This is a genomic window from Myxococcus sp. XM-1-1-1 (assembly GCF_020037095.1).
Classification (GTDB): domain Bacteria; phylum Myxococcota; class Myxococcia; order Myxococcales; family Myxococcaceae; genus Myxococcus; species Myxococcus fulvus.
Genome location: NZ_JAIQDH010000020.1, coordinates 42853 through 66404, shown reverse-complemented (window position 1 = coordinate 66404; position 23552 = coordinate 42853). Strand labels below are relative to the sequence as shown.

The 23552-nt window shown below is 71.1% G+C and carries 20 protein-coding genes; 13 read left to right on the top strand and 7 right to left on the bottom strand.

The features are described from left to right. Positions 1 to 11 precede the first annotated feature (11 nt). Positions 12 to 917: a ribose-phosphate pyrophosphokinase gene (locus K8640_RS31150; protein WP_223750408.1), complete on the bottom strand. Its 906-nt coding sequence runs from the start codon at positions 915 to 917 to the stop codon at positions 12 to 14. A 136-nt stretch (positions 918 to 1053) separates the two neighbouring features. On the opposite strand from K8640_RS31150, the gene K8640_RS31145 reads away from it, so the two are divergent. The 3 genes from K8640_RS31145 (at position 1054) to orn (ending at position 3158) form a co-directional block, all read left to right on the top strand. Continuing rightward, positions 1054 to 1740: a phosphoribosyltransferase gene (locus tag K8640_RS31145; protein WP_223750407.1), complete on the top strand. Its 687-nt coding sequence runs from the start codon at positions 1054 to 1056 to the stop codon at positions 1738 to 1740. Positions 1741 to 1794: 54 nt separating this feature from the next. After that, complete coding sequence (locus K8640_RS31140) at positions 1795 to 2487, top strand: dienelactone hydrolase family protein (protein ID WP_223750406.1); 693 nt, start codon at positions 1795 to 1797, stop codon at positions 2485 to 2487. Positions 2488 to 2606: 119 nt separating this feature from the next. Then, positions 2607 to 3158, top strand: coding sequence for an oligoribonuclease (gene orn / locus K8640_RS31135; RefSeq protein ID WP_046716931.1), 552 nt, complete (start codon positions 2607 to 2609; stop codon positions 3156 to 3158). A 21-nt stretch (positions 3159 to 3179) separates the two neighbouring features. On the opposite strand, the gene K8640_RS31130 is transcribed toward orn, so the two are convergent. Both K8640_RS31130 and K8640_RS31125 read right to left on the bottom strand, forming a co-directional pair. Further along, complete coding sequence (locus tag K8640_RS31130; protein WP_223750405.1) at positions 3180 to 3575, bottom strand: response regulator; 396 nt, start codon at positions 3573 to 3575, stop codon at positions 3180 to 3182. 163 nt (positions 3576 to 3738) lie between these two features. After that, positions 3739 to 5283, bottom strand: coding sequence for an AMP-binding protein (locus K8640_RS31125; protein WP_141330564.1), 1545 nt, complete (start codon positions 5281 to 5283; stop codon positions 3739 to 3741). A gap of 299 nt (positions 5284 to 5582) precedes the next feature. On the opposite strand from K8640_RS31125, the gene K8640_RS31120 reads away from it, so the two are divergent. Genes K8640_RS31120 through K8640_RS31090 form a run of 7 tightly spaced genes read left to right on the top strand, consistent with a single transcriptional unit; the run spans position 5583 to position 16010 of the window. After that, complete coding sequence (locus tag K8640_RS31120; protein WP_223750404.1) at positions 5583 to 6827, top strand: efflux RND transporter periplasmic adaptor subunit; 1245 nt, start codon at positions 5583 to 5585, stop codon at positions 6825 to 6827. After that, positions 6824 to 7591 (top strand): ABC transporter ATP-binding protein, encoded by a 768-nt coding sequence (locus K8640_RS31115; protein WP_223750403.1) that lies wholly within the window; start codon positions 6824 to 6826, stop codon positions 7589 to 7591. Before K8640_RS31120 ends, K8640_RS31115 begins: the two co-directional genes overlap by 4 nt. Positions 7592 to 7629: 38 nt before the next feature. Then, complete coding sequence (locus tag K8640_RS31110) at positions 7630 to 10047, top strand: ABC transporter permease (RefSeq protein ID WP_223750402.1); 2418 nt, start codon at positions 7630 to 7632, stop codon at positions 10045 to 10047. A 20-nt stretch (positions 10048 to 10067) separates the two neighbouring features. Next, positions 10068 to 10745, top strand: a complete 678-nt coding sequence (locus K8640_RS31105) for an ABC transporter ATP-binding protein (RefSeq protein WP_223750401.1) — start codon at positions 10068 to 10070, stop codon at positions 10743 to 10745. 19 nt (positions 10746 to 10764) lie between these two features. Continuing rightward, positions 10765 to 13170, top strand: coding sequence for an ABC transporter permease (locus K8640_RS31100; RefSeq protein WP_223750400.1), 2406 nt, complete (start codon positions 10765 to 10767; stop codon positions 13168 to 13170). Positions 13171 to 13203: 33 nt separating this feature from the next. Further along, the gene (locus K8640_RS31095) at positions 13204 to 14655 is read left to right on the top strand and encodes a sigma-54 dependent transcriptional regulator (protein ID WP_223750399.1); all 1452 of its coding nucleotides are present in this window, start codon (positions 13204 to 13206) and stop codon (positions 14653 to 14655) included. Then, the gene (locus K8640_RS31090) at positions 14652 to 16010 is read left to right on the top strand and encodes an ATP-binding protein (RefSeq protein ID WP_223750398.1); all 1359 of its coding nucleotides are present in this window, start codon (positions 14652 to 14654) and stop codon (positions 16008 to 16010) included. Before K8640_RS31095 ends, K8640_RS31090 begins: the two co-directional genes overlap by 4 nt. Before the next feature lie 7 nt (positions 16011 to 16017). On the opposite strand, the gene K8640_RS31085 is transcribed toward K8640_RS31090, so the two are convergent. From K8640_RS31085 to K8640_RS31075, 3 genes are all read right to left on the bottom strand, one after another. Next, a complete protein-coding gene (locus K8640_RS31085) occupies positions 16018 to 16458 on the bottom strand; it encodes a VOC family protein (protein WP_223750397.1) in 441 nt (146 codons plus the stop codon). 773 nt (positions 16459 to 17231) lie between these two features. Beyond that, positions 17232 to 17504 carry a hypothetical protein gene (locus K8640_RS31080; protein ID WP_223750396.1) on the bottom strand — a complete coding sequence of 91 codons (273 nt, stop codon included), beginning with the start codon at positions 17502 to 17504 and terminating at the stop codon, positions 17232 to 17234. Positions 17505 to 17633: 129 nt separating this feature from the next. After that, the gene (locus K8640_RS31075; protein WP_223750395.1) at positions 17634 to 18158 is read right to left on the bottom strand and encodes a hypothetical protein; all 525 of its coding nucleotides are present in this window, start codon (positions 18156 to 18158) and stop codon (positions 17634 to 17636) included. A 587-nt stretch (positions 18159 to 18745) separates the two neighbouring features. Between K8640_RS31075 and K8640_RS31070 the strand changes: the two genes are divergently transcribed. The 3 genes from K8640_RS31070 (at position 18746) to K8640_RS31060 (ending at position 22776) form a co-directional block, all read left to right on the top strand. Beyond that, positions 18746 to 19321 carry an imm11 family protein gene (locus K8640_RS31070; protein WP_223750394.1) on the top strand — a complete coding sequence of 192 codons (576 nt, stop codon included), beginning with the start codon at positions 18746 to 18748 and terminating at the stop codon, positions 19319 to 19321. A 117-nt stretch (positions 19322 to 19438) separates the two neighbouring features. Beyond that, the gene (locus tag K8640_RS31065; protein WP_223750393.1) at positions 19439 to 22012 is read left to right on the top strand and encodes a glycoside hydrolase family 15 protein; all 2574 of its coding nucleotides are present in this window, start codon (positions 19439 to 19441) and stop codon (positions 22010 to 22012) included. 68 nt (positions 22013 to 22080) lie between these two features. Further along, complete coding sequence (locus K8640_RS31060; protein WP_223750392.1) at positions 22081 to 22776, top strand: hypothetical protein; 696 nt, start codon at positions 22081 to 22083, stop codon at positions 22774 to 22776. Positions 22777 to 22833: 57 nt separating this feature from the next. Here K8640_RS31060 and K8640_RS31055 read toward each other — a convergent pair whose 3' ends face one another. After that, positions 22834 to 23490: a hypothetical protein gene (locus K8640_RS31055; protein ID WP_223750391.1), complete on the bottom strand. Its 657-nt coding sequence runs from the start codon at positions 23488 to 23490 to the stop codon at positions 22834 to 22836. Positions 23491 to 23552 lie beyond the last annotated feature (62 nt).

Genomic DNA, 23552 nt, shown 5'->3' with positions numbered 1-23552 from the left:
CGCGAAGCGGCTCAGGGCCGCAGCGCGCGGGCCACCAGCGGCGCGAGCGTCACCACCCTGTGCTCGATGGGCAGCCCCGAGCGCGGCTCCACGCTGTCGGTGGAGACCAGCTGCCCCAGGGGCAGCGTGCGCAGGCGCTCCACCGCCGGGCCCACGAGCAGCGCGTGCGTCGTCACCACCGTGAGGTCGTCCGCGCAGCCCGCGTCGCGCAGCGTGCCCGCGGCCGCCACCAGCGTGCCGCCGGTGGACACCATGTCGTCGACCAGGATGGGGCGCTTGCCCCGCACCTCGCCCATGAGGCCGCTGGCGTGCACCTGGTCCCCGCTCAGCCGCACCTTGTGAATCACCGCCCAGGGGCGCCCGAGCAGCCGCGCCAGCGCCTCCGCGCGCTTCACCGCGCCCAGGTCCGGCGCCACCACCACGGACGTGTCGCTCACCCTGGGCAAGAGCGCGTCCGCGAGCAGCGGCAGCGCGGTGAGGTGCTCCAGGGGCGAGTCGAAGCACCCCTCCAGCGCGGGGCTGTGCAGGTCCACCACCAGCACCCGCGCGAAGCGGCCCTGGGACAGCATGTCCGCCACCAGCCGGCCACCCAGGGGCTCGCCGGGCCGGGCGCGCCGGTCCTGTCGCGCGTAGCCCAGGTAGGGCACCACCGCCTCCAGCCGCGCCGCGCCGGCCCGCCAGCACGCGTCCGCCATCAGGAGCAGCTCCAGCAGGTGCTCCCCCGCGGGCGGCGTCAGCGACTGCACCAGCACCACCGTGCGGCCCCGCACCGAGGCGGGCACCTCCAGGTGCATCTCCCCATCCGGGAAGCGCTCGAAGTGACAGTCGGCGAGGGGCACGCCCAGGGCCAGGGCGAGCTCCCGCCCGAGGTGCGGACTGGCGGTGCCGGTGAGGAGGAGGGGGTCCATGGGCCGCACCCTAGCGCGCCCGGTGCCCCGGAGCGCGGGCCCCCGCCGTCCGCCCCGGGCACATGCCTCCAGGCGGGCCGTGGGTCGCCCCTCCGGCGCAAGCAGGCCGGGCCGTGCTTTTCCTTGGGAGCAAGGAGGATGACGCATGCGCTTTCGCGACAGGGCCGATGCCGGACGCAGGCTGGCGGCCACGCTCTTGCCCTACCGGGGCTCCAACGTGCGCGTGTTGGGGCTGGCCCGGGGCGGCGTCCGGGTGGCGTACGAGGTGGCCCGCGCGTTGGAGGTCCCCCTGGACATCTGGGTCTCGCGGCGACTGAGCATCCCCGGCCGGGTGATGACGCTGGGCGCGGTCTCCGAGAACGGCGCCCGGTTCCTGCTCTCGGATTCCCTGCGCCTTATGCCCATGCCCCGCGCGGAGGTCGACGCCCTGGTGTCCGACGAGGCGGCCGAGGTGGAGGCGCAGGTGCGGCGCCTGCGCGGGCGGGCCCAACCGGAGCTGGGCGGCTGCACGGTCATCCTGGTGGATGACGGCGTGCTGACGGGCGCCACGGCCGCCGCCGCGCTCGTCGCCTTGCGACAGTTGCACCCGGCGCGCCTGGTGATGGCCACGCCCGTGGCGTCGCCGCGAGGGCTGGAGGTGGTGCGCGCGGAGGCGGACCAGGTGTCGTGCGTGGAGACGGAGCCGGGCCTGCGCACCGTGGCCGAGGCGTACGACGACTTCCGCGCGTTCCCGGACGTGGAGCTGCAGAGCCTGGTGGAGCGCTCGCGCCAGCCGCCGTGGCGCTCGCGCTCGGTGCTGGAGTCCGCGGACCCGGGCGGCTCCTGGATGTGAGTCGTGAGCCGTGACGCGTTCTGGAGTCCCCCGCAATCCAAGAGGTCCGCCGCGATGACGACCGAGGTCAGCCTGGATGTGGACGTTCGCGAGGTGAGGGTCCGCTCCGGCCACGCGGAGCTGGGAGGCAGCCTGGGGGTTCCGCCCGGCGCGCGCGGGCTGGTGGTCTTCGCGCACGGCAGCGGCAGCAGCCGGTTCAGCCCGCGCAACGTCGCCGTCGCGCGCGGCCTGCGCGAGGCGGGGCTGGGCACGCTGCTGTTCGACCTGCTCACCGAGGACGAGGAGGCGATGGACCTGGGCACCGGCGAGCTGCGCTTCGACATCCCGTTCCTCGCGCGGCGGCTCATCGCGGTGACGCGCTGGGCGCGGGCGCAGCCGGAGCTCGCGGGGCTGGGCCTGGGCTACTTCGGCTCCAGCACGGGCGCGGCGGCGGCGCTGCTGGCGGCGGCGCTGCATCCCGGGGACGTCCAGGCGGTGGTGTCGCGCGGCGGCAGGCCCGAGCTGGCCGGGCCCGCGCTCGGGCGGGTGCGCGCGCCCACGCTCCTTCTGGTGGGGAGCCTGGACGTGGACGTGCTCGAGCTGAACCAGGAGGCGTTCGACGAGCTGCTCTGCGCCAAGTCCCTGGTCGTCATCCCCGGCGCCACGCACCTGTTCGAGGAGCCCGGCGCGCTGGGGGACGTGGCGCGCCGCGCGGCCGACTGGTTCTCCCGCCACCTGGACGCCCCCGGGTTCGCCGCGCGCGAGTGAGGTCGTCCTGGGGACTCGCGGTGCGACGGCGCGCGGACGGGCCGTGGACCGTCGGGGGCTCGCGCCGGAGCCAAGCTTTGGCGCACCGCCCGGACGCGCGGGCTGCTATAGGCAGGTGCATGCCCTCGCGTGAACCACGCTTCGTCTGGTTGGACCTGGAGATGACCGGGTTGGACCCCGAGTCCTGCGCCATCATCGAGATTGGCGTCATCATCACCGGCCCCGACCTGCGCCCGCTCGCGGAAATCGAGCGGGTCATCTGGCAGCCGGAGGAGGTGCTCCTGCGCATGGAGCCCGTCGTGCGCGAGATGCACACGCGCAACGGCCTCCTGGAGAAGGTGCGCGCCTCCAGCACCTCGCTGCGCGTGGCCGAGCGCGAGGTGACGGCGCTGGTGGCCGAGCACTGCCCGCTGGGCGAGGGCGTGCTGGCCGGCAACTCCATCCACACCGACCGCCGCTTCCTGTTCCAGTACATGCCGCTGCTCGAGCGCTACCTGCACTACCGCATGGTGGACGTCACGAGCCTCAAGGTCCTCACGCGCGCCTGGTACCCGAACCTCGTCGAGCCGCGCAAGCCGCCCTCCGGGCACACCGCGCTCGCGGACCTGCGCTCGAGCATCAACGAGCTCCAGTACTACCGGGACACGCTCTTCCGCGCGACGCCGGGCTGAGCGGCGTCACGCTCGAGGGCCTCAGCCCTGGGAGCCCTCGCCGCTCCCGGGCACGGGCCCGTTGGGGCCGCCCAAGAGCTCGCTGATGGTGTCCAGCAGCAGGTCCAGCTCGAAGGGCTTGGCCAGGAACCTCGCGCTGGAGCGCCGCTCCTCGTCGGAGATGCGCCCGGCGCTCATGACGACGACGGGGATGGTCTTCAGGGCGGGGTCGTCGCGCATGCGGCGCAGCATCTCCCGCCCGTCCATCACCGGCATCATCAGGTCCAGCAGCACCAGGTCCGGCTTGATGTCCGCCATCCGCTGGAGCCCCTCCGCGCCGTTGAAGGCGGTGAGGATGCCGTAGCCCTCCACGGAGAGGATGTCCTGGAGCGCCTCGACGATGGCCAGCTCGTCATCGACGATGAGCAGCCGCTTCATCGAAGCCCTTCCTCCCTTCGCCAGGCGCCCTCGGCGCGCTCATGGGCCGCATCTCGCCAGACGTCATTCCACCCGCGCGCCCCTGGGCGCAAAGCTAGGGGAAAGTCCGGCGCAAGCCACGCATTTGCGTGAGGTGTGTTCGGAATATTGCGCTCGAGGTGGCTCACCGCAGGCGCGCTCGCAGCAGGTGTTTCTGCACCTTGCCCAGCGCGTTTCGCGGCAGGGAGTCCATGAAGACGACGCGGCGGGGCTTCTTGAAGCTGGCCAGCCGGTCCTTGCACCACTCCACCAGCGCCTGGGCCTCCGGGGCGTGCACGCCCGGCGGGGGCACCACCACGGCGACCACCTGCTCGCCGTAGTCCGCGTCCGGCAGGCCCAGCACCGCCACCTCGGCCACGCCCGGGTGGGTGGCGAGCACCTCCTCCACCTCGCGCGGGTACACGTTGAAGCCCCCGCAGATGATGAGCTCGCGCGCCCGCCCGGTGATGCGCAGGTAGCCGTCCGCGTCGAGCTCGCCCAGGTCCCCGGTGTGGAACCACCCCTCCGAGTCGAACGACTCGCTCGTCGCGTCCGGACGCCGCCAGTAGCCGGCGAAGACGTGGGGGCCGCGGACCTCGATTTCCCCCGTCTCGCCCTGGGGCAGCGGGCGGCGGGTGCGCACGTCCACCACGCGGGCCTCCTGGCCGGGGAAGGGGAAGCCCACCGTGCCGGGGCGGCGCTCGCCGTCGTACGGGTTGGTGGTGTTCATGATGGTTTCCGTCATGCCGTAGCGCTCGAGGATGCGCGCGCCGAAGTCGTGCTCGATGTCATGGAACAGCTGGGGGCTCAGGGGCGCCGAGCCGGAGACCCAGAGCCTCAGCTCCCGGGGCTTCACGCCCGTGCGTCGCGACTCCTCCAGCAATCGTCCATACATGGTGGGCACACCAAAGAACATCGTCAGCGACGTGTCATCGCGCAACGTCGCCAGCGCGTCGGTGGCCACGAAGCGCCGGTGCAGCTCCAGGCTCGCGCCCGTGTACAGCGTGCCGTGCAGGCCCACCATCAAGCCGTGCGTGTGGAACAACGGCAGGGTGTGCAGCAGCCGGTCCGCCGCCGTCCACCGCCACGCCTCGGTGACGGCCTTGACGTTGGCCAGCAGGTTCCTGTGCAGCAGCATGGCGCCCTTGGAGCGCCCCGTGGTGCCGGACGTGTAGCCCAGCACCGCCAGGTCCTCGGGCCGCGGCAGCGCCAGCGCCAGCGTGGACTGGCTGCCCTCGGTGACGAGCGTGTCGAAGTCGATGACCTCCAGCGACGCGGGCGGCGTCACCGTGGGCGCCTCCACCGTCACCAGCCACTGCAGCGTGGGCAGCTGCTCGCGCAGCGGCGCCAGCTCCGCCACGCCCGCCGCGCCGGTGACACACGTGTGCACCTCCGCGTCCGCCAGGATGTGGGCCAGCTCCACCTGGCGATACGCCGTGTTCACCAGCACCACCACGCCCCCCGCGTACTGCACGCCCAGGTAGGCGACGATGAAGCTCGGGCTGTTCTCCAGGAAGAGCGCCACGCGCTCGCCCGGTTGCAGGCCGCGCTGGCGAAGTCCCCGGGCGAGCGCCGCGACGCGCGCGGCCAGCTCTCCGTAGGAGGTCGACTCACGCTCGAACGTGAGCAGCGGCCGTGCTGGCGCGCCGTGGGCGTGGTCCAGGAAGGCCTCGAGCAGGGACGAAGTCATTCGCACCGCAGCCTACTGCCGTGGCTTCGTCTGGGAACAAGCTGTGAGTCAATTTTGACGCTCTAGAATGGTATTAACTGCATAGTCTGCAATTCTAGTCGACGCTGACCTCACCCGGGAGACGGGGAGTGTTTGCCGGGCCGGACCGCACGCGCATCCGGGTCGCGCGGTTGTTCGCTTCTGGGACATCACTTCGCGGAAGCGGGCACGGCCTGGGGCGAGGGGGGCCCTGCCTCCAACGATTCTGTGGGGTTGGTGCGCGAGGAGGTGTTGGCACGCGGCTCGCTCTAGGGCCTGGCGTGGACATTCCCAAAGCCAAGAAGCCTCGCCGCAAGCCCTGGGTCTTCGCCATCGGAGGCGCGCTCGCCCTCATCCTCGTCACGGTGGGGCTGGGCCGGCTGCGCCCCGCGGCGCCGTCGGTGGACCGGGCCTCGGTGTGGTTGGACACGGTGAAGCGCGGCCCCATGGTGCGCCAGGTGAAGGGCGCGGGCACGCTGGTGCCCGAGTACATCCGCTGGCTGACGGCGGACACGGCGGGGCGCGTGGAGCGCATCCACGTGCGGCCCGGCGCCGAGGTGAAGGCGGACACGCTCCTGATGGAGCTGTCCAACCCGGACGTGCAGCTGCAGATGCTGGAGGCCGAGCGGCAGCTGGCGAGCGCGGAGGCCGAGTACATCCAGCTGCGGATGACGCTGGAGACGCAGCGGCTGGCGCAGGAGGCGACGGTGGAGACGCTCACCGCGGAGTCCTCGGACGCCGCGCGCCGGGCGTCGGCGAACACGGCGCTGGCCCAGAAGGACCTCATCCCCGCGCTCGAGGCGCGGCAGCAGGGGGAGAAGGCGGGCGAGCTGACGCGCCGGCTGGAGTTGGAGCGCAAGAAGCTGACCGTGGTCGCCGCGAGCATGAAGGACCAGCTGGCCGCGCAGGCCGGACAGGTGGAGCGATTGAAAGCGGTCGCGCGCTTCCGTCGTACCCAGGTGGACTCGATGAAGGTGGTCGCCGGGGAGGATGGCGTGCTGCAGGAGCTGCCGTTGGAGCTGGGCCAGTGGGTGACGCCGGGCGTGCTGCTGGCGAAGGTGGTGAAGCCCGAGCGGCTCAAGGCGGAGCTGAGAATCGCCGAGACGCAGGCGCGCGACATCGTCCAGGGCCAGAAGGCGCTGGTGGACACGCGCAACGGCGTCGTCGAGGGCACGGTGGCGCGCGTGGCGCCGGCGGCCAGCCAGGGCACGGTGCGGGTGGAGGTGTCCCTGCCGGCCCAGCTGCCCCGGGGCGCGCGGCCGGACCTCACGGTGGAGGGCACGGTGGAGCTGGAGCGGCTGGCCAACGTGCTGTCGGTGGGGCGCCCGGCGGGCGCGCAGCCCAACGGGACGATGTCGCTCTTCCGTTTGATGCCGGGAAGCGACGAGGCCGTGCGGGTGCCGGTGCAGCTGGGCCGGGGCTCGGTGAATGCCGTGGAGGTGCTCCAGGGCCTCGCGGAAGGTGACCAGGTGGTGCTTTCGGACATGGCCGCGTGGGACGCGGTGGAGCGGGTGAGATTGCGATGACGACGACGACGAGCAGTGTGGAGACCCCCGCTTCCGAGGACGCGGCGGTGCTCTCCGGTGGACCCAAGGCGGACCCGAGCAAGGCCCTCATCACGCTGGAGGGGCTGACGAAGGTGTTCGAGACGGAGGAGGTGGAGACGCACGCGCTCTCCAACATCCACCTCAACATCCGCCAGGGTGAGTGGGTGGCCATCGTCGGCCCGTCGGGCTCGGGCAAGTCGACGCTGCTGGCGGTGCTGGGGTTGCTCGACACGACGACGCGCGGCACGTACCTGCTGGACGGCAAGAGCGTGCTGGACTTGTCCGCCACGGACCGCGCGCTGGTGCGCAACCGGCACATCGGCTTCATCTTCCAGAGCTTCAACCTCATCGGTGATTTGACGGTGTTCGAGAACGTGGAGCTGCCCCTGACATACCGGGGCATGCCCGCCGCCGAGCGCAAGCAGCGGGTGGAGCGCGCGCTGGAGAAGGTGGGCATGGCGCACCGCGCGCGGCACATGCCGGGGCAGCTCTCGGGTGGTCAGCAGCAGCGCGTGGCCGTGGCGCGCGCGGTGGCGGGAGACCCGCTCATCCTGCTGGCCGACGAGCCCACGGGCAACCTCGACTCGAAGAACGGCGAGGCGGTGATGCAGTTGCTCTCCGAGCTGCACAAGGCGGGCGCCACCATCTGCATGGTGACGCACGACCCCGCGCACGCGCGCACCGCCACGCGCACGGTGAGCCTCTTCGACGGCCGCATCGTGCAGGACGAGCAGCGCCGCTGACCGTCCGTCGTCCCCTTCGACACGCGGACTCCCCACCCATGGAAAACCTTCTTCAGGATGTCCGCCTGGCGCTGCGCTCGCTGCGCAAGAGCCCCGGCTTCACGCTGGTGGCGGTGCTGGCGCTGGCGCTGGGCATCGGCGCGAACAGCGCGGTCTTCAGCGTGGTGAACGGCGTGCTGCTGGTGCCGCCGCCCTTCGCGGCGCCGGACCGGCTGATGGACGTGTCGAACGACTTCGCCCGCGCGGGGCGCAAGGGGCTGACGTCCTCGGTGGCGGAGTACCAGGACGCCGCGAGGCTGCCCGTCGTCTTCTCCTCGGTGGCGGCGTACACGGATGACAGCGTGACGCTGACGGGCGTGGACACGCCGCAATCGCTGGTGATGGTGGAGGCCACCGCCTCCTTCCTTCCCACGCTCGGCGTCGCGCCCATGCTGGGCCGCAACTTCACCGAGGCGGAACAGACGCAGGGCAATGACCGGGTGGTGGTGCTCACGCACCAGACGTGGCGCGCGCACTTCTCCGAGGACCCGAGCGTGCTGGGACGCACGCTCCAGCTGAACGGAGAGCCGTACACCGTCATCGGCGTGCTGCCGCGCGGGGTGGCGTTCCCGGCGGGCTCGCAGCTGTACAAGCCCTTCGCGCCCTCGGCGGAGCTGGCGTCCGAGGACAAGCGCGACACGCGGTTCCTGGAGGTCATGGCCCGGCTGAAGCCCGGCGTGACGCTGGAGGCGGCGCGCGAGGACCTGGAGCGGGTGTCGCGGCAGCTCGCCCAGGAGCATCCGAAGTACGCGCAGGGCCAGCGCACCATCGCCCTGAAGTCGCTGGAGGACGAGGTGGTGGGCGAGGTGCGCGGGACGCTGTGGCTCTTGCTGGGCGCGGTGGGCTTCGTGCTGCTGGTGGCGTGCGGCAGCGTGGCGAACCTGCTGCTGGCCCGAGCCGCGGCGCGCGAGCGCGAGGTGTCCATCCGCGCGGCGCTGGGCGCGAACCGCGCGCGCCTGGTGGCGCAGTTCCTCACCGAGAGCCTGTTGCTGTCGCTCCTGGGCGGGGCGCTGGGGTTGCTCTTCGCGCTGTGGGGGACGGACGTGCTGCTCGCCTTCGTGGGTGACGCGTTGCCGCGCGCGGCCGAGGTGCGGCTGGAGGTGCGCTCGGTGCTGTTCACCGGTGGGGTGAGCCTGTTGTCGGGACTGGTGTTCGGGCTGGTGCCGGCGCTGCAGGCGAGCCGCGCGGACCTGAACGCGGCGATGCGCGAGGGCTCGCGCGGCACGGCGGGCGGGCGCTCCGGGAAGCTGCGCTCCGGGTTGGTGGTGGGGCAGGTGGCCTTCGCGCTGGTGCTGCTGGTGGGCGCGGGGTTGTTCGGCCGGAGCCTGCTGGCGCTGCTGTCGGTGGACCCCGGCTTCCGGCCCGAGGGCGTGCTCACCGCGCGGCTGACGCTGCCGGAGAACCGCTACGCGACGACGGAGCAGCAGGGCGCCTTCCAGCGCGAGCTCCTGACGCGCCTCCAGGCCCTGCCCGGCGTGGAGTCCGCGGGGCTCACCAACCTGCTGCCCCTGGGCCGCTCGGTGACGTTCGGCTTCGACATCGACGGGCGCACGAAGGGCCCCGACGAGGTGTGGCCCGCGGTTCAGCTGCGCACCGTGAGCCCGGACTACCTCTCCACGCTGGGCATGCGGCTGCGCGAGGGGCGGCTGCTCGAGGCGACGGACGTCCCGGGCACGGCGTGGGCGGTGGTCATCAACAAGACCTTCGCGGACGCGTACTGGCCCCAGGGCAACGCGCTGGGGCAGCGGCTGAAGTTGAGGTACCCGAAGGCCGAGTGGGCCACGGTGGTGGGCATCGTCGAGGACGCGCGCGAGTGGGCCTTGGACAAGCCGGTGGTGCCCATGGCGTATTACTCGCTGCCGCAGCTGGGCGGCTCGCACCTGGCGCTCGCCGTGCGGACGAAGGCCGGGGCCCCGGAGGCGCTGCGCGCGGGCATCGCCGCCGAGCTGCGCCAGGTGGACGCGGACGTGCCGCTGTTCGGCGTGGCGCCGCTGACGCGGCTGGTGGACGAGTCCATCGGCGCGCGGCGACTGTCGGCGCTGCTCATGGGCCTGTTCGGCGGCACCGCGCTGCTCTTGGCGGCGCTGGGCCTCGCGGGCGTCATCGGCTACTCGGTGGCGCAGCGCACGCGGGAGCTGGGCATCCGCATGGCGCTGGGCGCGGCGCGCTCGGACGTGCTGTGGCTGGTGCTGCGCCAGGGCTTGAGCCTCGCGGGGCTGGGGGTGGTGCTGGGCCTGGGGTTGTCGCTGGGCCTCGCGCACCTCTTGCGCTCGCTGCTGTACGGCGTGGCGGCGTACGACGCGTGGACCTTCGCGGGGGTCGCGGCGCTGCTGGGCGCGGTGGCGCTGGCGGCGACGTGGCTGCCGGCGCGCCGGGCCACGCGCGTGGACCCCATCATCTCCTTGCGCTCCGAGTGAGCACGAAAGAAGCACGCACCATGACCACTCCCCTCATCTCCCTGCGCCAGGTCGAGAAGTCCTATCCCCTGGCGGGCGGCCGCACCTGGGTGCTGCGCAACATCGATTTGGACATCCAGGCCGGCGAGTTCGTCACGCTGATGGGCCCCTCCGGCGCGGGCAAGTCCACGCTGTTGTCCGTGCTGGGCATGCTCGACGCCGAGTGGAAGGGCGAGTACGCCCTGGACGGTCAGGCCGTGCACGCGATGAAGCCCAAGGAGCGCGGGGAGCTGTCCCGCCGCACCATCGGCTTCGTGTTCCAGCAGTACCACCTGCTCGACAACCTCACGGTGGCCGAGAACCTGGAGGTGCCGCTGTCCTACCGCAACCTCAAGCGCGGCGAGCGCGAGGCGCTGGTGGGCGACATGCTCGACCGCTTCCAGCTGGTGGGGAAGAAGGACCTGTTCCCCTCGCAGCTCTCCGGCGGTCAGCAGCAGCTGGTGGGCATCGCCCGCGCGCTCATCGCCACGCCCAAGGTCCTGTTGGCGGACGAGCCCACGGGCAACCTCCACTCGGCGCAGGCGAAGCACATCATGGAGGTGTTCCAGACGCTCAACCAGCAGGGCACCACCATCATCCAGGTGACGCACTCGGAGGCCAACGCGGCCTACGGCCACCGCATCATCCAGCTCGCCGACGGCTGGCTCCAGAAGCCCTGAGAGTTTCGCGAGGAACGCCATGCTGAGCGACCTGTCGATGGACGTGAAGTACGCCCTGCGGACGATGCGCCAGTCGCCCGTCTTCACGGTGGCGGCGGTGCTGGTGTTGACGCTGGGCATCGGCGTGACGACGGCGCTGTTCAGCGTCGTGGACGCGGTGCTGCTGCGCCCCCTGTCGTTCCCGGAGCCGGAGCGACTGGTGGTGCTGTCCAACGCGCGGCCCGGGAAGTCCCTGGCGCGCTACAGTCTGCCCAACTACGAGGACGTCGCGCGGCGCTCCACGCAGCTGCGCTCGATGACCGCGTACGGCCAGCGGCTGATGAACCTCACCGGCCAGGGTGACGCCGAGCAGCTGCGCGGCGCGGTGGTGGTGGGGGACTTCTTCGGGGCCTTCGGTACGAAGCCGATGCTGGGCAGGACCTTCGCGCCCGAGGAGCGCGCCGCGCCGCTGACCGTCATCTCGTACGCGCGCTGGCTGAAGGAGGGCGGCGGCGCGGGCGTGCTGGGCCGCACGCTGACGCTGGGCGGTCAGCCCTACACGGTGATTGGGGTGATGCCGCCGTCCTTCGACGCGCCCTCCCTCACCACCGAGGTCTGGGTGCCCTTCGACAGCCTGCCGGGCGCGGCCACGTCGGATGAGCGCACGCAGCGGGGCTTCCGCTCCTTCGCCGTCGCGGCGAGGCTGGCCCAGGGCGCGACGCTGGAGTCGGCCCGGCACGAGCTGGAGGGCCTGCGCGAGGAGCTGCTCGCGCGGGACGACACCACCCTGGGGTTGCGGGTGGTCCGCTACGACGAGCACCTCACCCAGGGCGTCAGCCTGCTGCTGTGGGTGCTGCTGGGCGCGGTGTCCCTGGTGCTGCTGCTGGCGGCGGCCAACGTGGCGCACCTGCAGCTCGCGCGGGCGGCGGCGCGGCAGCGGGAGATGGGCATCCGCGTGGCGCTGGGCGCCGGGCGTGGCCGGCTGATGCGTCAGCTCCTCACGGAGAGCGTGCTGCTGGCGCTGATGGGCGGGGTGGGCGGCGTGCTGCTGGCGCTGTGGATCACCGATGTGTTGATGGCGCTGGGCGCCGACAAGCTGCCCCGCTCGGGCGAGGTGGTGGTGCATGGCCGCGTGCTCGTCTTCGCGCTGGCGGTGACGCTGACCACGGGCGTGGGCGTGGGGCTGGTGCCGGCGCTCCAGCGCACGCAGCTGTCGCCGGCGACGGTGCTGGGGCGCGGAGCGACGGAGACGTCCCGCGGGCGCGCGCACGCGGCGCTGGTGGTGGCGGAGGTGGCGCTCGCGCTGATGCTCGTCACCTCGGCGGGGTTGATGCTCAAGAGCTTCTGGCGGATGTACCAGTCCGACCCGGGCCTGGACCCGGCGGGCGTCTTCGTGGCCCGGCTGGCGCTGCCGCAGGGCCGCTATGACACGCCGGAGCGAACGGAGGCCTTCCATCGGGAGCTGACGGCGCGGCTCTCCGCGCGTCCGGAGGTCGCTGGCGTGGGCGTGGGCGAGAGCCTTCCGGCGGGGGGCTCCATCTCGCGCTCGGGTTACTGGAAGGAGGGCTCCGAGGATCCACCCGTGCGTCCCGACGCGCTCATCAACGCCGCCACGCCGGGCTTCCTGGAGGCGCTGCGCGTGCCGCTGCGGGCGGGGCGGCTCCTGACGGAGGCGGACGGAGCGAAGGCGCCCCGGGTCGCGGTGGTGAGCGAGCGCTTCGCGCGCGAGGTCTTCCCGGACCAGGACCCGATTGGCCGCCGCATCTCCTTCGGAGGTGACGACGAGCAGGGCAACCCGCTGTGGACGACGGTGGTGGGCGTGGTGGCGGACGTGGCGTACGCGGGGGTGGAGACGGGGCACGAGCCCACCGCGTACGTCCCCATGGCGCAGGAGCCGACGACGGACGGGCAGCTCGCGGTGCGGGCGGCGCCGGGCCTGGACCCGAGGACGCTGGAGTCGGTGGTGCGCGAGGAGCTGCGCGCGGTGGACTCCTCGGTGGCGCTGGCGCGCGCGAGCACGCTGGAGGAGCGGCTGGCGATGGACTTGGGACAGCCGCGCTTCCGGGCGGTGCTGTTGGGGGCCTTCGGCGTGCTGGCGCTGGTGCTCGCGGCGGTGGGCATCTACGGCGTGATGTCGTACTCGGTGGCGCAGCGCTCGCACGAGATGGGGGTGCGGCTGGCGCTGGGCGCGCGCGGCGTGGATGTGCTGTGGCTGGTGGTGGGGCAGGCGCTGCGGCGGGTGGGGCTGGGGTTGGGCCTGGGCCTGCTGGGCGCGCTGGCGGCCCATCGCATCATGGAAGGGCTGCTGTATGGCATGGGCGCGCTGGATGTTCCGGTGTTGGCGGGCGTGGCGCTGTTGCTCCTGGGTACCGCCTGGCTGGCGAGCTGGCTTCCGGCTCGCAGGGCGGCGAGCGTGGACCCCGCGTCGGTGCTTCGTCGCGGCTGAGTCCCTTCCTTTCTGGCACTCTCTTTCTCCTGGATGACCTCCGTGTCCGAATCACTCTCCGTTTCCGTTCCCACCCCCGTCCCTGCGTCGCCGGCCCTGGTGGCCGCCGCGAGGCCCTCGCGCATCCTCATCGCGGACGACCAGGCCGACGTGCTGGAGGCCCTGCGCCTGCTGCTCAAGCGTGACGGACACACCGTCGTCACCGCGCAGTCGCCCGCGGGAGCGCTCGCCACGCTGGAGGCCGAGGACGTGGACCTGGTCCTGATGGACCTGAACTACGCGCGCGATACCACGTCCGGCAAGGAGGGCATGGACCTGCTCGGCCGCATCCGCGCGCAGGACGCGTCGCTGCCGGTGGTGGTGATGACGGCGTGGAGCAGCGTGGAGGGCGCGGTGGAGGCCATGCGTGGCGGCGCGCGCGACTACGTGCAGAAGCCGTGGGACAACACGCGGCTGCTCGCCACGCTGCGCACGCAGCTGGAGCTGAGCCGCGCGCTCAAGCGCAGCCGCCGGCTGGAGGAGGAGAACCAGCACCTGCGCCGGGGACAGGGCGGGCTGCCGAACCTGGTCTCCGAGTCGCGCGCGATGATGCCGGTGCGCCGCATGATTGAGCGCGTGGCCCCGTCGGCCGCCAACGTGCTGGTGACGGGTGAGCACGGCACGGGGAAGGAGGTGGTGGCCAGGCTGCTGCACGCGTCCTCCACGCGCGCGGACCGGGCCTTCGTGGCGGTGAACTCCGGCGGCCTGTCGGAGGGGGTCTTCGAGAGCGAGCTGTTCGGCCACGTGAAGGGCGCCTTCACGGACGCGAAGACGGACCGCATCGGCTGCTTCGAGCTGGCGGACGGCGGCACGCTGTTCCTGGACGAAATCGGGAACATGCCGCTGTCGCAGCAGGCGAAGCTGTTGCGCGTGCTGCAGACGGGGGAGCTGCACCCGGTGGGCTCGTCGAAGACGCGGCGGGTGGACGTGCGCGTGGTGAGCGCGACGAACGTGGACCTGCCCAAGGCGGTGGCCGAGGGCCGCTTCCGCGAGGACCTGCTGTACCGCCTCAACACGGTGGAGGTGCCGCTGCCGGCCCTGCGGGAGCGGCGCGAGGACATCCCGCTGCTGGCGGCGCACTTCCTGGCCGAGCACGGCAAGCGCTACGGGCGCCATGACGTGCGGATGTCGGCGGGGGCGCTGGAGGCGCTCTTGTCCTATCCGTGGCCGGGCAACGTGCGCGAGCTGGAGCACGCGGTGGAGCGCTCGCTGTTGATGGCGGTGGGCAACGAGGTGACGGCGGAGGATTTGCTGCTGCGCCGGGCGGGGCGTGAGGGGTTGTCGCGGCTGGAGGAGATGACGCTGGAGGAGGTGGAGCGCTACCTCATCGAGCGGGCGCTGGCGCGGCATGAGGGCAACGTGAGCGAGGCGGCGAAGGGGCTGGGCCTGTCACGCAGCGCGCTGTACCGTCGGCTCCAGTACTACGGCATCAAGGGAGCAAGGTGAGGCGCGAGCGCGGGCCCTGGCCACATGACCTGCAGGTGCTGGCCCTGACGTGGCTGGCGGGACTGCCGGGCGGGGTGGCGTCGCTCGCGCTGGTGTGGACGGGAGACTTCTCGTCGAAGGTCCGCTGGACGCTCACCACGCTGGTGGTGGGCATCTTCCTGGGCGTGGGGCTCCTGGTGCGCGAGCGGGTGATGCGGCCGCTGCACGCGGTGGCGAACCTCTTGGCCGCGCTGCGCGAGGGGGACTACTCGACGCGCGGGCGGGGGGCTCGGGCGGGCGACGCGCTGGGCGAGGTGCTGCTGGAGGTGAACGCGCTGGGCGACACCTTGCGCGAGCAGCGGCTGGGGGCGCTGGAGGCGGGGGCGCTGCTCGAGCAGGTGATGGAGGAGATCGACGTCACGGTGCTGGCGTTCGACGTGGCGGGGACGCTGCGGCTGGTGAACCGGGCGGGTGAGAAGCTGTTGGGCCAGTCGCGCTCGCAGTTGATGGGGAAGGGCGCAGGCTCGGTGGGGCTGGCGGACCTCTTGGAAGGGCCGGCGCCGCGCAGGCTGTCGCGCACCTTCGCGGAGGAAGGCGGGCCGTACGAGCTGCGGCGCGGGGCGTTCCGTCAGGGGGGACTGCCGCATCACCTGGTGGTGATTGCCGATTTGCGACTGGCGTTGCGCGAGCAGGAGCGCGAGGCGTGGCGCCGGCTGGTGCGCGTGTTGAGCCATGAAATCAACAACTCGCTGGCGCCCATCCAGTCCATCGCGGAGGCGCTGCGGGACACGCTGGTGATGGAGCCCAGGCCGTCGGATTGGGAGGACGACGCGAAGAGCGGACTGGGAATCGTGGCGAGGCGCTCGGAGGCGCTGGCGCGGTTCATGTCCGCGTATGCGCGGCTGGCCAGGCTGCCGCCGCCGGTGTTGCGAGGCGTGGAGGTGGATGGGTGGGTGCGGCGCGTGGCGGCGCTGGAGCACCGCAAGCCCGTGGCGGTGCGGACGGGGCCGTCGTTGGTGGTGCGGGGGGACTCGGACCAGCTGGAGCAGTTGCTCATCAACCTGGTGCGCAACGCGGTGGACGCGGTGCTGGCGGAGCCGCGCGGGGGCGACGTCTGGGTGTCGTGGGCGGTGCTGTCGCCGGGGGCGGTGGAGGTCTGGGTGGAGGACGAGGGCCCAGGGCTGGCGGACACGGGGAACCTGTTCGTGCCGTTCTTCACGACGAAGCCGCAGGGCAGCGGCATCGGCCTGGCGCTGAGTCAGCAGATTGCCGAGGCGCACGGTGGCACGCTGCGCCTGGAGAACCGTCCGGAGGGACGTGGGTGCCGGGCGCGGCTGCGGCTCCCGCTGGAGGGGCGTGGGGTGATGGTGGGGTGAGGGTGCTTCAGCGGAGCTCCTCGGCCAGGGCGACGATGATGCCCGAGGGGCCTCGGAGGTAGCAGAGCAGGTAGAGGTCCTGGTAGCGGGCGACCTCGCCGACGAGCTCGGCGCCGTGTTTGCGCAGGCGGGTGACGACGTCGTGGATGTCGTCGACGGCGAACATGATGCGACGCAGGCCCATGATGTTGGCGGGAGCGTCCTTCGGCTCGCCGTGGGTCGCGGTCGGGTGGTGGAACTTCGTCAGCTCCAGGCGGGTGGGGCCATTCGGGGTCCGCATCATCGCGATGTCGACCTGGACGTTCTCGAGTCCGACGCAGCGGTCGACCCAGTCACCTTTCACGGGCATCTCGCCCTCGAGCTCCAGGCCCAGCTCGGTGAAGAAGGCGATGGCCGCCGGGAGGTCCTCGACGACGATGCCGATGTTGTCCAAGCGCTTGACGGTCATGTGCTCGTCCCTGGGGGTGAAGGGGGCCGGCGGACAGCATCGCTCAGTGGGGCCAGGTACACGGCATGAAGATGCGTGTGAGTCGTTGCCCGGTGGGGCGTTCGAGCAACTGCAAAGGCAAGCGCCGTGAGCGGGTGGGTCCCAGGGGACACGATTGTCAGGCTGGCACGCCTGCCCGAGGATGGGGGTGGCTCGAACATCCCTGGCTCGCACAGCTCCACGAAACGGGAGGGCTGCCATGAAGTGCTTCAAGTGGTGGGTTTTGGCCTGTGCTGTCGGTCTGGTGATGGGATGTGGAGGCGCGTCGACCGAGGTCGCTGTGGAGGGCGAGGTGCTGGAGTCGTCCTCGCAAGAGCTCGCGGTCTGTACCGCGCTCTGTTCCTCGGGCTCGGTCAGTTGTCCGACGGGGACCTCGACGTGCACGACGACGGACTACCAGGGCGTGACGTGCGACGGGGTCTTCATGCCGTGCCCCTCCTCGCCGCCTGGGTGTATTGACGATACGCCCTGCAAGTTCGTGCACCGGACGGAGTGCGGAGAGGAGACGAGGAGGCGGTGCTGCTATCCGGTCGATATTCCTGGAAGCTGCGTCTGCTTGGGGCGATGGCAGTGCGATCCGGATTGGCCGTAGCGGGTTGGCCTGTAAGTGATTGAGTCGGGCACCTCGAGTGAGCGATTCGAGTGTTCGCCCGGGGTGTCTTTCATGGGCGGGACTGTTCTTCCGGTCGCTGGCTCGCCGCGCGAGAAGCCACGCGGCGAGGAACGGGCGACGCTCAGAAACCGCAGCAGGTGATGTACTGGTCCTGGCACAAAGCGCGGCACGCGGTGTCGCCGTTGCAGCCGGCGACACAGGCGACCCGGGCCGGGCCGCAGTACGAGGGGCACGCGGCCGTGGGGCCCGGAGGCACCAGTTCCTGCGCGGTGTGCGCGGCGACACAGACCTGCTCGCTGGCATCCAGGTTCGTCACCTCGGCACCGCTCGTGGCGACGACGCCCATCAGGCCCACCAGCATCACCACCGCGGACATGAACATCTTGTTCAGCATGGGGCTACCTCCAGGTTGTGTGGAACCGCGCCTGCGCTGCCTCACGTGAGCCCGAGGGACTCACGCGTGACTGGCGTTGCGTGCATTCCAGCACAGAGCCCTGCCCTGGAGGGACGGGTGTCCGGAGACTCAGGCCACCTGGGCGCCGGTGTCGGGCGGGGCGTCGTAGGTGGGGGTGAGGTCGACCACGTTCACCGTGACGAGGTGGTAGACGATGACGTTGCTCACCCAGAAGAACATGGCCGCGTAGTGCACGTAGATGAGCGGCGAGCCCGGCCACACCTGGAGGGGATGGTCGAACATGTTGGCGGCCATGTAGCCGCCGAACCACTCGCCCATGAAGCAGACCACGGCGCCGATGCCCACGCGCGTCCAGACCTTCACGCGGCGCGGGTAGAACCAGAAGTAGTGCAGGGTCCACAAGAGGCCCACGCACCCGGCCCACAGAATCATGCTGCCGAAGGAGAACCAGTGGTACGGCGACTCCGGGTAGTGCCACCCCCAGTCGCCGTTCATCCATCGCCAGGCCACGTTCTGGGACAGCTCCATGAACCAGAACAGCGGTGCCACGTAGAGCACCTGCGTCATGAGGACCCTGAGGAAGCAGCTCAGCGTCTTCCAGAGTCTCACCGTGGACCCGTCGAGCGAAATCATGCCTTTGTCCCCCCCGTGTCTCGGCCTGGTTGACCGAGGGCCGTGCACTTCACAGAACGCAAGAAGTCGCATGTCTTGAGACGAACGTGGGCGACAACCCGTTGTCTCCTGACGCCAAGCCGGTGCGCGCGGATGCCGCGATGCACGGCGTGCCCTGTGTCACGCGCGCGTGAAACCCGAGGGGACGCGGGGGCTTACGGTGTCTCGATGGGAAAGGCGCCGTGCGTCAGAAGCCGCGGCTCAATGCCGTGAACGGCCACGGACCTGCAGTAAGCGCGGAGCAGGGCTGTAGCTCGTGATCGAGTGTCCGCGCCGTGGCGGTTCCGAGGATGGTTGCGCCAGCGCTGCCCGGCTGTCTGCGCGCACTGCCTTGTCGTCAGTGTGGATTGCCCGACAGTTCATCCACTGCTCATGGGCCACGAGTTGGAGAGCCCCAGGATTGGTAGCACCCCAAATGCACGGTCGGCATGGACCAGGAGCGCTGCCGAGCTCGCTGGCGGAGCAACTTGCCAGGAGCGCATGGAGCCTCATGGGTGACGGGTCCGAGTTGAGAGGTCTCTTCGTGCAGAGCGCTCAAGAGTAGGGACATGGCACAGCGCTACTTCGACCTGAGCATGGACGAATACGTCAAGGGGCGGTGGTACCTCGACGACCCGACGTCAGTGACAGGTCAGGCGTTGGAGGATGTCTGGATGTTCTCGGATGGGCGGCCCATCGCGCCACAGGCGCAGCTGAGAGTGCCCATCTCTCGTCCAGGAATACCGCTCGATATCGAGTTTGCCGGAACAGGGTTGGCACCTGTCGTGAGCGGGCGTGTGGCGTCCATCTTCCGCGAGATGGCACCAGACGATGTGCAGTTGTTCCCGGTGGAGGTCGAAGGAGAGTCGAGCCCCTATTTCATTTTGAATGTCGCTCGGACCATTCGCTGTATCGATGATGCAGCTTGCCGTGAGGTGCAGCTCTACACCGCGGACGACAAGCTGCATGCGGACCGGGTGGGCGAGTACCGGTCGGTCATCGGTCTGCGAATCGACCCAGCGAAGGTCGTGAATGCGCGCGTGTTCCGACCCTGGGGATGGCCCGCGGCCCTGATCGTCGACGAGGAGCTCAAGGACGCGCTGGAGGCGAACGGTATCTCGGGAGGACGGTTCGACGAGGTCTGAGCTGCCTGGCAACTCGTCGCCGGAGCGGACCACCGTCACGGGTCCACGGGCACCCGTGACACAGGGAAGCGACGTACCCGGTTGGCCTGGGGCGGGAAGCACTCCAGAATCGGCGGCATGAAGCGTCTCCCCCACCTGTGTCGCGCCCCCGCCCGGGCCTTGACCCTCCTCCTCGCCCCCCTGCTGTGTGGCCTCGCCCTGGAGGCTCGCGCCGAGGTCGCGGTCCAGCGCACCTTCACCAAGCTCGCCTCCTCCAACGGCCACGGCGCCGTGATGCTCGACCTGGAGCAGAAGAAGGTCGCCCACTTCCGTGAGCACCTCTTCGCCACCGAGGAGCCCGTCATCGACGGCGTGGGCAACGACGTCTTCGTCCGCGGCCAGCCCCAGGTCGTCCACGCGCGCGATGTCCTCTTCGACGCGTTCTTCGGCCTGCGCTCCGGCGGCTCCCAGCGCTGGCTGAGCGCCCAGGACGTGGACCTGGACGCGAGCGGCTACGCCCCCTGGGCCTCCGGTGAGAACGGCGGCACGGGCCTCGCGCGCATGGTCCAGCGCGTGGGCACCCTCGAGGTCACCACCTACGTCTTCGCCCCCCAGTCCCTCCCCCACGCCGCCTTCGTCATGGCCCTGCGCGTGCGCAATACCGGCACCGCGCCCTCCACCGGCGTCAGCGTCTTCTCCCTCCAGAACTTCCACCTGGGCTACGGCCGCCCCGGCGTCATGTCCGACATCGACGAGAACGGCGAGACGGTGGAACTGAGCGGCAACGACTTCGTCGAGAAGGGCTTCGCCGGCGTCGTCGTGGGCCGCCCCCTGGGCGCCGTGGCTCGCAAGGCCGCGTGGATCTCCACCGCCACGGGGGCCGCCAATGGCTACAACGTGGTGCAGAGCGGCGGCGGCCAGGACCTGCAGGACTTCACCGCGCAGCCCTCGGCCGCCAAGGGCTGGGCCACCGCCTACCAGTTCAACCTGGGTGACATCGCCGCCGGCGCGGAGAAGTGGGCCGGCGTCGCCTTCGTGCACTTCGGCAACCCCGAGGGCTCCGCCACCGCGCGCCAGTGGCTGTCCGACTACGTGGGCACCTCCGACGCCAAGGCCCTGGTCGACGCCGAGGTCGCCCGCTGGGCCTCCTTCCAGAACGACACCGTCAAGGTCCCCACCGGCCTGTCCGACAACGAGGAGACCCTGCTGCGCCACTCCGCCGTCGTGATGCACATGGCCCAGGTCCGCTCCAGCGAGGCCTGGCTGCGCGAGTTCCTCTCCCGCGACGGCGAGCCCCGCGCGACGCGCTTCAAGGCCCCCAATGGCTCACCGGCCACGCTGCCCGGCCTGGTGAAGCACGCGGGCAAGGGCGCGGTGCTCGCGAGCCTCCCGCCCGGACAGTGGACCTACGCATGGATTCGCGACGGCGCCTACGCGGCCGCCGCCATGGCCACGCTGGGCATGAACACGGACGCGCGCGAGGCGCTGTCCTACTACCTCAACGCGGACAGCGGCCGGTTCCAGAACTGGCGCGAGCTGCAGCCGTACTCCATGCCGCCCTACATCATCACGCTCACGCGCTACCACGGCTTCGGCGTGGAGGAGACGGACTTCAACGAGGCGGGACCGAACATCGAGTTCGACGGCTTCGGCCTGTTCCTCTGGGCGCTGCGCCACTACGAGCGCACCACCGGAGACGTCACCCTCGTCGACCAGACGTGGCCCACCGTGTCCACGAAGGTGGGTGACGCGCTGGTGGCGCTCATCGACCCGCAGACGGGGCTCATCCGCGCGGACTCGTCCATCTGGGAGACACACTGGAACGGACGGCAGCGCTCGTGGACGTACACGAGCCTCACCGCGGCGCGCGGCCTGTGTGACGCGGCGGCGCTCGCCGAGCGCGTCGGTGACACCGAGCGCGCCACGCGCTACCGCAACGCCGGTGAGTCCATCCGCCGCGCGATGGCGGAGAAGCTGACGGACCACAACTTCGCGCTCGGCTCCAACCTGGAGGAGGTGCGCTCGGGTCGCGGCTACTGGGACGCGGCGGTGCTGGACGCGTTCGCGTTCGAGCTGTTCGACCCGGCGGGGAAGATTGCTCGCGAGACGATTCGCGGACTGGACCTGCGCCTGTCCTCTCCCGCGGGCGCGGGCTGGTCGCGCAACGATGACCGCTATGACCACACGGGCGGCGCGGACCTGAGCCCCTGGGGCGGCGAGTACGACAGCGCGGAGTGGGTCATCGTGAGCCTGCGCGGCGCCATGGCGAAGCGGATGGCCGGAGACCCGGAGCGCGCGGAGCGGGTGCTCAAGTGGGTGACGGACCAGTCGCTGAAGAACTACCTCGCGGTGTCCGAGACGTATGACGAGCTCAATGGCACCTACAAGTACAACTCCCCCATGGTGGGCTTCGGCGCGGGGGCGTATGCGCTCGCGCTGGCGCACCGCGCGGAGGGCACGGCCGACCCGGCGTGCGGCGCGTACCTGGACGAGAGCACCATCACCAAGACGCCCGACGCGGGCCCTGGCACGCCCGACGCCGGCCCGGGGACGCCCGATGCGGGCAACCCCGGTCAGCCCGACTCGGGTTCGTCCGAGGAGCCCCAGGTGACGGGCGGTGGCTGCAGCGCCACGGGCCCCGGCGCGATGGCGCTGTGGCTGATGCTCTCGCTGGCCGGTGTCACCGCGCTCACGCGCCGTCGGCGGGCCTGAGGCTCGCGTCACTGCGCGCTCCATCCCACGCGGATGGAGCGCGGCGAACCCCCCATCAGGGAGCCGCCATGAAGCGCCTGAAGAACCACTACGCCTGTTGGGGTCTGTTCCACGATTGGGATGATGCGCGCGCCGACTTCCAGCGGCGAGCCGTGCTCGAGATTCGTGCAGGCAAGCCGTTGGTGCTCGCTCCGCTCCCGCCCGAGAAGCTCGCCGAGCAGCCTGAGGCGTTGGTGGTGATGATGAATCCGGGCTCATCGGCGCCGAAGCCAGGCTTCGGTTCGCGCGAGCATGCGGGGCTCCTGGTGCCCACCAAACCCGACGCGGTCCAGTACCGGATCATGCGTGTCATGGAGGCCGTCGGCATGACCCATGTGCGGGTCGTGAACCTGTCCGATGTTCGCGCGGCCAAGAGCGCCGACCTGTTCGCGCTCATCAGCAAGGGCGCGACCCACGCGGACCTGGGGTGCGTATTCGCAGAGGCGAATGCGGCGATTGGCACCGACGTGCTGGGCGCGCCGCTCGTCATCTGCGCATGGGGCTTGGACAAGCGGCTCGCGTCGCTCGCAGTCGAAGCGCAAGCCTGGGTCGACGCCCAAGGTGTCGCGACCGCGGGTTGTCGCAGCGACGAGGAGACGGACTTCCCCGCGTGGCGTTATCCGAAGCCGGTTCGCAACTGGGCACTGGCGCGGGCATGGCTGGAGAGCGTGACGGAGCAAGTCTCGGCGCTGTACGCGTCCACGCCGACTTCCGCTCAATCCTGACGACTTCCTCGCCGAGCCTCGTCGGGTTCGGCGAGGCGGTGCGGTGAGCCGAGAAGCTCAGCGGCGCGAGTCCTTGCGCGCCTGCGTGCGCCGGTTGCGACCCTGGACATGGGACGCGCGCCGCATCGAGCTGAAGCCCTGCTGCTTGCGAGCCCCACCCTTGCGGCGCTGGGCCTTCATCTCGCGCACCGAGCCCGTCGCGGTGCGACCCGCGGCGCTCATGCGGCGCACGGGCTTGCGCCCACCCACGGCTCGCGTCGCCGTGCCCGTGCGCGTCCTCCGCGCGCCGCCCGTGGTCCGCGTCGCCGTCCGAGTCCTCCGCGTACTCCCACCCGCGGCCCTCGTCGTCCTCCGGGCCCCCGTGGCCTTCCTCGTGACACGGGCCCGCTTGGCCATCATCGCCTCCTGGCGGTCCAGCATCGCCAGGCGCTTCTCGAAGCGCATCAGCGCCTGACGGAAGTAGGTGGCCTTGCGCCGCGTGTTCGCGTTGCCCTCGGCGCGCTTGGAGCGCGTGGGCGTGCGCCTGCCCAGGGCCTCGCGCCGCTGACGCGTGGCCAGGCCGTCATACTTGTCCATCAGCCGCCGCGCGCGCTGGATGCGACCTCGCAGCTCGCGGCGGGACAGCTCCATCAGATTGCGGGGCGCGCTGGCGAGCACGAGCTGGGCTTCGTTCTCCGTCAGCAGGGACATCTTCTTCTCGGGCGTCGTACGCAAGGGCCTGCTCCTTCGAGGCAATGTGGACTACCTCGCGCAACGTCGACACGTGTCCCCCGGGC